At 46.4% G+C, this 11228-nt stretch carries 16 protein-coding genes; 15 read left to right on the forward strand and 1 reads right to left on the reverse strand.

Going from position 1 to position 11228, the window contains the following annotated elements; all coding sequences use genetic code 11:
• Positions 1-296 precede the first annotated feature (296 nt).
• The 14 genes from Xhom_RS16895 to Xhom_RS16960 all read left to right on the forward strand — a co-directional run bounded on the left by Xhom_RS16895 (position 297) and on the right by Xhom_RS16960 (position 10399).
• Positions 297-650, forward strand: coding sequence for a GIY-YIG nuclease family protein (locus Xhom_RS16895; protein ID WP_069315416.1), 354 nt, complete (start codon positions 297-299; stop codon positions 648-650).
• Between the two features lie 14 nt (positions 651-664).
• Positions 665-1057: a hypothetical protein gene (locus tag Xhom_RS16900; RefSeq protein WP_069315417.1), complete on the forward strand. Its 393-nt coding sequence runs from the start codon at positions 665-667 to the stop codon at positions 1055-1057.
• Positions 1058-1073: 16 nt separating this feature from the next.
• Positions 1074-1310, forward strand: coding sequence for a hypothetical protein (locus Xhom_RS16905; RefSeq protein ID WP_071933831.1), 237 nt, complete (start codon positions 1074-1076; stop codon positions 1308-1310).
• Between the two features lie 12 nt (positions 1311-1322).
• Positions 1323-1955, forward strand: coding sequence for a terminase small subunit (locus Xhom_RS16910; RefSeq protein WP_071933832.1), 633 nt, complete (start codon positions 1323-1325; stop codon positions 1953-1955).
• A 197-nt stretch (positions 1956-2152) separates the two neighbouring features.
• Entirely contained in the window at positions 2153-3592 is a 1440-nt protein-coding gene (gene terL, locus Xhom_RS16915) for a phage terminase large subunit (RefSeq protein ID WP_069315418.1), read from the forward strand.
• Positions 3593-3600: 8 nt separating this feature from the next.
• Positions 3601-5160 (forward strand): DUF1073 domain-containing protein, encoded by a 1560-nt coding sequence (locus Xhom_RS16920; protein ID WP_069315419.1) that lies wholly within the window; start codon positions 3601-3603, stop codon positions 5158-5160.
• Positions 5123-5848, forward strand: coding sequence for a phage head morphogenesis protein (locus tag Xhom_RS16925; RefSeq protein WP_232326249.1), 726 nt, complete (start codon positions 5123-5125; stop codon positions 5846-5848). The genes Xhom_RS16920 and Xhom_RS16925 overlap by 38 nt, the downstream gene beginning before the upstream one ends.
• Positions 5849-5850: 2 nt before the next feature.
• Entirely contained in the window at positions 5851-7083 is a 1233-nt protein-coding gene (locus Xhom_RS16930) for a DUF2213 domain-containing protein (protein WP_069315420.1), read from the forward strand.
• A 9-nt stretch (positions 7084-7092) separates the two neighbouring features.
• Positions 7093-7581, forward strand: coding sequence for a structural cement protein Gp24 (locus Xhom_RS16935; protein WP_069315421.1), 489 nt, complete (start codon positions 7093-7095; stop codon positions 7579-7581).
• Positions 7582-7660: 79 nt separating this feature from the next.
• Positions 7661-8674, forward strand: a complete 1014-nt coding sequence (locus Xhom_RS16940; protein ID WP_069315422.1) for a major capsid family protein — start codon at positions 7661-7663, stop codon at positions 8672-8674.
• 65 nt (positions 8675-8739) lie between these two features.
• Positions 8740-9093 (forward strand): hypothetical protein, encoded by a 354-nt coding sequence (locus Xhom_RS16945; protein WP_069315423.1) that lies wholly within the window; start codon positions 8740-8742, stop codon positions 9091-9093.
• Positions 9093-9506 carry a DUF4054 domain-containing protein gene (locus Xhom_RS16950; RefSeq protein ID WP_069315424.1) on the forward strand — a complete coding sequence of 138 codons (414 nt, stop codon included), beginning with the start codon at positions 9093-9095 and terminating at the stop codon, positions 9504-9506. Before Xhom_RS16945 ends, Xhom_RS16950 begins: the two co-directional genes overlap by 1 nt.
• A 3-nt stretch (positions 9507-9509) precedes the next feature.
• Entirely contained in the window at positions 9510-9974 is a 465-nt protein-coding gene (locus tag Xhom_RS16955) for an HK97-gp10 family putative phage morphogenesis protein (protein ID WP_069315425.1), read from the forward strand.
• A gap of 44 nt (positions 9975-10018) precedes the next feature.
• The gene (locus tag Xhom_RS16960) at positions 10019-10399 is read left to right on the forward strand and encodes a hypothetical protein (RefSeq protein ID WP_069315426.1); all 381 of its coding nucleotides are present in this window, start codon (positions 10019-10021) and stop codon (positions 10397-10399) included.
• Here the strand turns inward: Xhom_RS16960 and ghoS are convergent.
• The gene (ghoS, locus tag Xhom_RS16965) at positions 10387-10671 is read right to left on the reverse strand and encodes a type V toxin-antitoxin system endoribonuclease antitoxin GhoS (RefSeq protein ID WP_069315427.1); all 285 of its coding nucleotides are present in this window, start codon (positions 10669-10671) and stop codon (positions 10387-10389) included. The genes Xhom_RS16960 and ghoS overlap by 13 nt on opposite strands.
• Before the next feature lie 188 nt (positions 10672-10859).
• Here ghoS and Xhom_RS27445 point away from each other — a divergent pair, with 188 nt between their 5' ends.
• Positions 10860-11075 carry a hypothetical protein gene (locus Xhom_RS27445; RefSeq protein WP_069315428.1) on the forward strand — a complete coding sequence of 72 codons (216 nt, stop codon included), beginning with the start codon at positions 10860-10862 and terminating at the stop codon, positions 11073-11075.
• The last annotated feature ends 153 nt before the right edge of the window (positions 11076-11228 follow it).

Below are 11228 nucleotides of genomic sequence, written 5' to 3' on the forward strand. Positions count from 1 at the left end.
ACATGGTTTCAATCATGGAAAGCGTACAGTAATGATAGGCCGCTCAGCGGTCTTTTATTTAATTCTGCAAAGCATCCACATTCGGGTGCTTGATAGAGGATTGTAGAGGTTTTGGGCTTCGGTCTTATTTAATTCTAAATCTAATTAATCCAATCAATTAATTCTAAATCAGCCCGTCACGGGGCATTCAAACACAGAGCCTTACGGGGTGAGTCTATGGGGTAAGCAGTATTGCTTTAACTCTATGGGCTGCTTTATCCGCGTGAACTTAGGCTTACCACCTAAAGGAAAGCATTATGAGAAAGAAGAAGATAGATAGAGGCGGTCGAATTTACGTTGCCACTGATGGCGTTAAGGTAAAAGTCGGCATGTCTGCTCGTGGGAAATGCTTGGGAAGATTTACTGAATTAAAAAAAGAATTTGGATTTTCCGTTATCGAAAGCTTTGTGACAGAGAGACGATTTGATTACAGGCTTATTGAAAAAATGACACATAAAAAATTGGAGAGTCATTGGTTACACAATGAGTTTTTCTCTGTTCCTTTTTCGGATGCTGTCAATGCTGTAATTGAATCTATCTCTGATCTTGATTCTGGTAACTTCAGCGGAAGTGTTTATCAAAATATAAACCGAGGTAGGTATTTATTCTGATTTATGGGGAAACAATGAAAAACGAACTCGAAATTAAACCGTGCCCTATCTGTGGTGAAGATGAAGCAGCAGTTATTTACTCATCAAATTGCGTTACGGTAGAGCATCGCTGTAATGGCGCCAAGAATATTATTAAGTTAGTTAGAGACACGGAAGATGATGCTTTTCAGGCATGGAATCAAATTGCAGAAAGTGCAGCCAGACCAAAAACCTTCAACTACTGGAGGGTTGAGGTATACGTTGAAGGCCAAGACATGGCTATCATTGGATATAGCAAACGCGAGATGCCATTTAGCGACAATGACGGCGACTATTTAAGCTTCTATCAGAGCGCTAGCGGAATCGACTTTATCACTATCCCACTAAGTAGAGTTATTGCTTTGAAGTCTTATGCGGTGACTGAATAATTAAAGCGAGGTAAATATGCCTGAGCACACACCACCAGTGAGAGCAAGAGAGTTAGGTATAACTGGGCGATTCAGATTCAGGAAACAAACGCTGACATCCCGCCCGGTACTACAAGTTGAAGTCCTGGTCAGGAAAACACGGTTGGGAACTCACAGTATTGATAGGACTGATCCCATATGGCGAGATGCGTCTTTGCAAGAAGCGATACAGATTCAATATGGTACAGGGTTCATTGATTCCCCAGAAAGTTAAGGAATAAAGACAATGGCACAAAAGAAAATCCAGCTCACTGATGGGCAGAAGGTTCTTTTTGATGCCTTAACGAAACTTCAGCAGAAATTCGCGTTAGGCATCTTAAGAGGACTGAACCAGATAGATGCTTACAAACAGGCGGGATACAAGGCAAAGACAACAGAAACCGCCCATGTCTGTGCAAGCGAAATCCTAAGAAATCCTAAGGTAAAAACTTTTCTCGACGCCATGAACCAAGAAGCTGTTTCCGATGCGGTCATGAGCCGCCAAGAAGCCCTAGAGCGACTTTCTACGATGGGCCGTGTTTCTATTCATGATATTGCTGAATTCCGTAACAGTCAGATAGGGAAAGACGAAGAAGGCCAGCCCGTATTCCAAGCCGCATGGCAATTCAAGGATAGTGCCTTACAGAACCCCGCAGCCTTAAGCGCTATCTCAGAACTGACCACCGGCAAAGACGGCATCAAGTTAAAACTGCATGACCCGAAAGCGGCGATTAAACAACTGGCTGATCTGATGGGCTGGGAATCGGCTAAAAAAGTCGATTTGAGTTCTACTGACGGCTCCATGACCCCGAACAATATCGACCTCAGTCACCTGAGTTTTGAGCAGTTACAGGAACTGAGAAAAAATCGGGAAAAGTAGTCCTATTTAACATAATGGTCATTCCACGCCCCAGTAGTTTTTGTTTCAAGTAAATTTGCTATCCAAGCAAGCAAAAACACAAAACTTCTTCCTGATTTAACGCCTTTTATTTGTTACTGATTTGTTATCAAAAACACGAAAATCATTTCGCTGTGATTTTGGTGCGAACGGCTTATTTTTCTCACTTTGGTGCTGACATGGATATTGATAATGCAATGCTGGATGAGGCTATCGAGCGGGAAATTGCCCGGCGCAGTTTGCATGAGTTCATTCAGTACATAAACCCCGACTATATCACCAGTGATTTCTCGCGTCAGGTCTGTGTGGCACTGGACGAATTTCTGCTCGATATGATGGCCGGTAAGCGACCAATCTTAATATTGGGTGCGCCCCCTCAGCACGGTAAGTCAGATATTGTCTCGCGCTATCTGCCTGCGTACTTCTTTGGTAAGTACCCCGACATGCGTGTCGCGGGGCTGTCATACGGTAAAGACCTTGCCTCAGAAATGAACCGTGATGTGCAGCGCATCATGATGGGGGATGAATATAAGGAACTGTTCCCCGGCTCGGCACTGAATACGCGTCGGGTGGTCACGATTGAAGTGGAGGCCAAGCGAAACTCAGAGACCTTCGAAATTGTCGGGCGCAAAGGGGTTTATATCAGTCAGGGGGTCGGCGGCCCTTTAACGGGGAAAAAAGTCGATTTGGGCATTATTGACGACCCGATCAAGAACGCGAAAGAAGCCCTGAGTCCGACAACCAAAAGTGGCATTTGGAACTGGTACGTTTCGACCTTCAAAACACGGTTATCAAAAAACTGCGGCGAAATCATCATGGCGACCCGCTGGGCGACGGATGACTTATCCGGCAAGGTGATTGAAGCCAGTGGTCAGGCACGGGTATTGGCATTCCCGGCCATTAATGAGCATGGCGAGGCACTGGTGCCGGAACTGCATCCTATTGATGCCCTGCTGGAGAAAAAGGCGTTGTTTGGTGATTACTTCTGGTCAGCCATGTATCAGCAGTCACCGAAGCCCTCCGGTGGCTCGATTTTCAAAGAAGATTGGGTGCGCTATTACCTGCCGAAAGACTTACCTGAGAAGTTCGATCGGGTTATCCATAGCTGGGATATGACCTTTAAGGACAGTGAGGGCACGGATTACGTGGTCGGTCAGGTCTGGGGCAAGAAAGGCGCTAACGCCTATTTATTGCATCAAGTGCGCGAACGCATGAGTTTTACGGCCACCCTGAAAGCGGTCAAGAAAATGGCGGAAGACTTCCCCGATGGCCGCCGTAAGCTGGTGGAAGATAAAGCCAATGGCCCCGCAGTGATTGATTCACTCAAAAGCACCGTATCCGGCCTGATCCCCGTCGAACCGGACGGAAGCAAGGTTGCCCGCGCCCACGCGGTGACGGCTGAGTGGGAAGCAGGCAATATTTGGCTACCCCATAAAGACACCGCCTCGTGGGTGGTGGATACCGTGGATGAAATCACCACCTTCCCTGTCGGTGCACATGATGACGTGGTGGATGCCATGACACAGGCACTGCGCGATTTGTATCAGAAGAAACGGGGTATCAGCATGAACCCAGACATTATTAACCAAGCGATGCATCATTCGCGTATTCGTCGGTAAACATCATTATGGCAAGAAAAAAACGTCAGGCTCAAAAGCTGCGGCGGGGATTCGCTTTGTCTCAATCTATTTGGGATCGGCTGGAATCAGAACAATACATCCCTACGTATGATGAAGTTAAAAGCCTCTATGGGCCAGTGAAAACGCTGGGCGCACCGAAAGAGGCTGTTATGGCAATGGACAGCGCCTTAAGTTCTGCGGGCGCGTACACCCTCATTCAACACGCGTGGGAACATGGGCAGGGTTATGCGCTGGGGCCGTCATTTATGGGCTATGCCGCCTTGTCATCATTAACGCAGAACGGGCTAATTCGGGCGTGCATTGAAACCGTTGCTAATGATATGACGCGTGAGTGGATTGAAATTAAAACCGTTGATATTGATGGTCAGGGTGAAGGCGCTGATAACAATAAAGCCATTGAAGATGCCCTGATTGATCTCAAGGTGAAAGACATATTCAACAAAGCGGCTGAGTATGACGGCTACTTCGGTGGCTGCATGATTTTCATTGATACCGGTGTCACCGATAATCAATTATTGGTGCCGCTGGATATTTCAGATAAATCGGGAGAGCTGAAAGATTTCAAACGCTTTGTGCTGGTGGAGCCGATTAACATCTTTCCGGGCCGATATGAAAGCACCGATCCCCTCAGCTCTCGCTATTTTAACCCGGACACCTGGTGGGTTTTGGGGAAAGAAGTTCACGTATCCCGACTAATCCGTATTTGTGGCAAAGAAGTTCCGGTGTTGCTGAAACCCTCCTATAACTTCATGGGAATGCCACAGGCGCAATTACTCTATGACTATGTCATTCATTTTCAGGATTCGCGAGCGGCAGTATCCAGACTGTTAGAGAAATTTTCACTCACCGTGCTGAAAACCAATATGGAAGACATTCTAACCAACCCGCATTCAACCAAGTCGCTCGATGGACGATTAGCATACATGGCTCGGCATCGCTCTAATGATGGAGTGTTGGCAATCGATAAAGAGATGGAAGATATCGATAAGCTTGAAACGCCGCTATCGGGGGTGACGGATATTGTTGGCCAGACACTGGAGTTTATTGTTGCAATTAACCGGACACCTGCCGTCAAGCTGTTGGGTGTATCACCCAGTGGATTTAATGCGACAGGCGAGAGTGATATCAAAAACTACAACGACCACGTTAAGAGTCAGCAGGAAAAAGTACTGCGTGCAGGGCTACAAAAGGCGTTGGATATCATTCAAATCGTCAAATTAGGTCGATTAGATAAGTCTGTGAAATTCAATTTTGTCGATTTAAATGAGGATGACGCAAAGTCTACGGCTGAAACACAGAAGACTAAGACCGATAGAGATGTCTCGCTGGTTGACGCGGGGATTATCTCGGAGAAAGAGGCCAGACGCCGCCTGTCTGTCGAACCTGACAGTGATTATTTCGGCATTGATGTTGATGAGGTTCCAGAGGTCAATCATGAGGAAGAAGAAATCGAAAACGTCTCGACCTACGCGCCCCAACGCGGGACTGGAGCGGGAATATTACCGCCGGATGCTGGGATTAATTCAGGAAATGGCGGATTCCGTTGATTACTGGCTATTAGCAGAATACAAACGTCAGCAGCCCCAGATTGTCGGTGATGCCTCTCCCGCCAAAGAGCTAAACCAGAAATTGTTCTCGGTGATGGGACGATGGAAAGTAAAGTTTAACCAGATGGCAGAAACCATTGCTGTGTGGTTTGTCAATCGTGCCAATACCTATGCGTCAAACTCAGTGAGAAATAAGCTCAGGGTGGACAGCATCACCGTTAACATGCGGGTCACGCCAGAGGTACAGAATGTCTTAGACAGTCTGTATGAACAACAAGTCTCCCTGATTAAGTCCATTCCTGAGCAATATCTGACGCAGGTTCAAACGCTGGTGCAACAAAGTGTCGTGAATGGGCGGGATGTCGGTTTCCTGAAAGAAGCATTAAAGAAACGCTACGGTGTGACAGAAAGCCGCGCCAAGACGATTGCCCGTGACCAGAACGCCAAAGCCACTAATGCCATTGCGCGGGAGCGTTGTAAATCCTCCGGTATCACAGAGGGAATTTGGATTCATCGCGCTGGTGGCAGCAAATCCTACCGTGATTCGCACATCAAGATGAACGGTCAGCGCTTCAATCTGAGTGAGGGATGTTATGACCCTCATGTGCAGCGACATATCCATGCCGGTGAATTAATCAATTGTAAATGTGACTTCCGGCCTGTCATTCCTCAAATTGGAAGTGGTTAACCATGTCTAAAGAAAAAAACTCGGTCGTGTTTGACGAGGGAAGCCGACGACGTATTGATGCCAATGGCTACCTGCATGTCTCACAGACGCATCTGACCAAAGAACAGGTGGTGCCCTATATCGGGCGGGAAATTCCCGGTTGGGAAGATCTGGGATTAGAACCTGGTCAGCTTTATTACGGTTACCGACCAGGGGATGAATTGGAGAAAGCCCAGTCAACATTTAACGGTGTTCCCCTGCTTTATATTCATAAACAGGACAGCGCAGAACAGCCGTTAAAAGAGCTGAGGGTTGGCTCGATTGGAACAACGCCAATATGGGACTCACCCTATCTGGATAATGCCTTAACCGTGACTGACCAGATGGCGATTGATGCTATTGCAGATGGCTCACTCAAGGAATTGAGTTGCGGCTATTTTTTTGAACCCGACTTTACACCGGGTGAGTTTAACGGTGCCGCTTATGATTTCGTGATGCGAAACATCCGGGGGAATCATGTGGCGCTGGTCAAAGAAGGTCGGGCGGGTCCCGATGTATATGTCCATGACGGCTTGCCGTCTCAATTGAAGGTACAAGAGATGTCAGAAGAAAACAAAACTGATAAACCCGATGTCATCGCGAAAGATGATCCGAATGCGGCTCTGCCACCCGAGGATAAGAAACAGAATGAATTCGTGATAGACAACGATGCCGTCAAAGAAAAAATGACGGAGTTGGGTTTGGCGACGGATGATGAAGAAGCCGTTAAGGTCTTTATCAGTGGTATGGAATTCGCTCATGAGCTTGCAGAGAATGACTCGGCATCTAATCCTGTCGGTGATAATAATCAGGCAGACCCTAACACGGTGAACAATCCTCCCCCAGAGGAAAAAAAAGAGAGACCACCCGCAATGGATCGCAATCCAAAGATAACATTGGATGCCAACACTATTCGTCACCAAGCAGTTGAACAGGCTAAAGCACATTTCAGGGCACTGAATGAAGCCGGACAAAAAGTCCGCTCGCTGGTGGGTGACGTGGATGTGATGGCCTTTGACAGCGCCGAAGCGATTTATGCGCACGCCCTGAAAAACAAAGGCTATGACCCCAAGAAATACGACAAGACCGCGTATAAAGGCATGGTAGACATCTTGGCAGCACAAAAGCCTTCTGCATTCGCTCAAACGCCGGTGATGGATACCGCCCCAAGCAGTCTGGAAGGGCCATTCGCAGGCTTGAAAAACATCAAAATTTAAGAGGTCATCATGGCATTACAAAAACAAGTCGGCCTGTACTACGCGCCGGCGGTTCCCGGTGACAGAGCCACGCAAAACACGGTCATTTACACGCAGGGTAATCCGAGGTCAGAGGGTAATATCACTATCGGCCATTTCGTCTTTGCGGGCACTGATCCGTTCAAACAAGTGAAAGCCTCCTCAACGGGCAAAGATGCACCGGTGGGCTTTGTTGAACGCATACTGGCGTACTACAACTATAACCTGATATCGTCTGCAACCATGACCATTCCTAACCAAACGGATGTTACAGTTGCGGTGCGGGGTGATTTCTGGTGTGCGCCAACCAATCAGAATGCGTCCATTGGTCAGACGGTGTTTGCCTCCACGACTGATGGCAGTATTCAAACAGGGGATGCGAAAGCCACGATTGACGGTCACGTCAAAACCGACTGGATTGTCAAATACTACGACGCTGACAGTAATCTCGCCATCATTTCTAACTGGCATACCGCCTAACTATCCAACTGACATTATTCACGCATGACGACACTCTGAAATAACGGGTGGGCTTTGTCATGCGTGCATGGAGAACAGAATGAGTACACCTTCTTTTGAACAAGCCAAGCTCTATGGCTTTATTTTCAACGGCGCACGTGAATGGATTACCCGTGACAATATGCCACGACTGATTCAGGATGCGGCGTTAATCACCTCACCCAACTCCAGTGTGCCGGCAGAATTATTGGCTTACGTAGACCCAACTGTCATTGATATTTTGACAGCACCACGTAATGCCCGTGAGCTGTATGGAGAAGAAAAACGCGGAGACTGGACAACGCCGTATTTCAAATGGCGTATCAATGAAGTGGCTGGTAATACAGCGGCTTATTCAGATTTCGGACATTCCGGTAAATCTGTAACGAATAATGAGTGGCACACTCGCGAACAGTACCGTTATCAAACAGTAATTCAGTACGGCGATCTGGAGACTGATATGGCCTCTGGCGCGAAAATCAATCTAGCCGCAGATAAGCAACGCTCCGCTGCTACCACTATCGATATCGACAGTAATAAGTTTTATTTGCTGGGGGTGGCAGGAAGAGAGATTTATGGTGCCCTGAATGACCCGAATCTCAATCCTGCAATCGCGGCTGCTCCCTCTGGCGAAAAAGGCTCCACTAAGTGGGCGGATAAAAACACACAGCAACGCTATCGGGATATCTTGAACTTGTTTGCGCGCTTGGTTAATCAGACTCAAGGGTTAATTTCTGAAAGTGACGAATTGATTCTGGCTATATCACCAACATTGCGTGTGCAACTTGGGGATGCCACTGACTTTAACGTTTCTGTTATGAAAATGCTGACGACCTACTTTAGTAATCTCAAGTTGGTCAGTCTGCCACAATTAGGTGGTCCAAGTGGCGAAACTATCCAACTGATCGCCCCTAAAGTGGCAGGGATGGAAACGGGATTGCTGGGCTTTGGTGAGAAAATGAGGGCGGGTCGTATTGTGCCTGAGCTGTCTTCGTTCTCTCAGAAATTCACAGCAACTACCTATGGCGCAGTAATTCGTATTCCTGCTGCGATAGCGCAAATGACAGGTATGTAATCCATACACAACAATTAAAAAATCATGGTCTCTCAGGAGGCCATTTTTTATGCCGGAGAAAGAGCATGTCAAAAGGAAAAACCGTTAATGTCCGCCTGAATCACCCGCATGGTATTGAGTTTCCAATGCCAGATGGAACTCAGGTTATTTTGAGGGGTAACGCCTTTCATCTACTTGGAATGGATAAAGGTACGCTTCCCGTAGGTCTGTACGGGCAAACAGTCGTAGATACGGATCGGTGGGATTACATCCTGAAAACCTACAGTGAGATGGAAATATTCAAAAATAACCTGTGTGTCTGGGATGAGAAAGAAGCCAGCGCTAACGATAAAGCCTCCGAGAAAAAAGAACTTCGTCACGGTCGCGAACCTGTTGATACCAGTAAGACGGCAACAGAACCCGCTAAGGAGAGCGCCTGATGGCTATCGTCACATTTGATAGTGACGCGTTCCTTGAGCTGTATCCCCGCTTTGCAGGCATCCTGACTAAAGGGCAGTTACAGCAGGCCTTTGATGTGGCCTGTTTGCTGCTCGATAACTCTGATAATTCGGATATTCCCTATGAGCCTGATGGTACACAGGAACGCAAGACGCTGCTGTACCTGCTGGTTTGCCACATTGCCACAGTGACATTATGGGGGAACAATAATCAGGCAGGGCCAGCATCCAGTGCTACAGAAGGCTCAGTCAGTGTCTCGTTTGCCGTGCCTGATGCCGCTAATGCGTCGTGGTTTAAGCTTACCCCGTGCGGGCAAATGTACTTGCAGGCCACTCGTAAATATGTGGTCGGTGGACGTTATTCAGCGGTGAAACACTACCATCCGTGGGGGTGAGTTATGGCAACCAATGACAAGCTGAAAGCGGCGTTTTCCCGTATCTCCAGAAATCTCAATATCAAAGTGAGCGCAGGGGTGCTGGCGGGTGCAACCAATGAAGACACTGGGGAAAAAATAGCCCCTTATGCTGCTGCCAATGAATTTGGTACGCGAAATATTCCGGCTCGCCCTTTTATGAGAAGCACAATTGCTAACAAATCTGATGAGTGGAAGCGGCTGATTGGCGACCAGTTACGAGGGCAATCGCAAGATGAAAGCAGTGTAGAGGCGGCATTTAACACACTAGGTATGATCATGGCGGCTGACATTCAAGAGAGCATTAGGAAAAACATACCACCTAAAAATAGTCAATCCACACAAGACGCTAAAGAGCGCAAAGGCATCAAGGACTACGATAAAACCTTGATTGATACTGGCGGTATGGAAGGGGCGATTGATTACGAAGTTATTAAAGGTGGGGAATAAAAGAAAACCCGACACCGAATTCAAATAAATGAACTGAGGTTATTATGAAATTTGAAGAGTTGCCAGATGTTGCGAGAGTAGCCGCAATTGAAGTATATAAAATGATTGCTATCCGCGAATTGGTCTTAGTTGACAATGAGTGCAAGGAGCAGCAAACAGCCAGACTGGAAAATCTGGCTGAAAGTTTAGTTAAAGGGTTTTCAAAGCTTTATGATTCAGCCTGTGAGTACGGAATAGCTAGCTCAAGTCACTGCGAGAGCATAAGAATGAGTAAACCTGAAAGAATGGTACACGAACTAGCAAAAGAAGAAGGTATAACCTTTGACCAAGCTATAAAGTTGGTCGCCGATATGATTATTATCAGACGAGCCAACTTGCCTAAAGATGGTCAAGTCCCCGTAGTTTGTAATGGTCAATTAGACTGATACAGTGACGCTGCCCAGTCAGCTAATACGCCAACAAAAACTGCGGGTTCTCTTTTCGAAAGCGGTTTGGACGCATTCATTACACGAGATAAGATAGTTGTTTTTTCCCAATCAGATGTTCCAAAGTAAGTACCATCGGGTAGGTTATGATTTTTGCCATCAGAGGATGTGATGCGTCTATAAAACCCAAGACGGAGCATTCTTTCATGTAATTCATCATATTCCTTATAACTAGCGTCATATATCTCAACTCGAACCAAGTAATTTGCCATTCTTCTTATTCCTTTTTTTTGATTGTGAAATAATCAACTTATCAGTTTCACTTGATTGCGGTAAGTGAGGAACCACCTCGCCTGATGTGGTGAAAATCAGTCAATTAACGCCAGTTAAGACGGTAGTGAGCTGGTGGGATTATTGATATATTCTGGAGAATGACAATGGACTTATGAGGGAATATGTAATGGAAGAAATGATGAAAACAATAGCTTCGCTTTTTGATGCTTATATTGTTCTATTTAGTTTATTTTGGTGCGTTACTATTCCTATAGGGGTAGGTCTTATAGCTCCGGCATGTATATTTAAAACAAAATTTAGCAGAGTATTTTTTCCAATATCGGCTATGTTCTTTTTATTTCCATCAATATTTGTGCTTTTGTCGATAGTGTTATCTAAATAATTTATTGCATTACCAAAAACCAGCCTCGCCAATGCGGGGTTTTTTTGTACCAGAAAAAAGGTGAGAAATGAATCTTCATGGTATCGCATCCGCAGCCATTGGCGCGGTAAATCCCTTTATCCCCGCTCAGATTTATCGATCAATAGGTTCAGT

Origin of the sequence: Xenorhabdus hominickii (assembly GCF_002632725.1) — a bacterium.
Taxonomy (GTDB): Bacteria; Pseudomonadota; Gammaproteobacteria; order Enterobacterales; family Enterobacteriaceae; genus Xenorhabdus; species Xenorhabdus hominickii.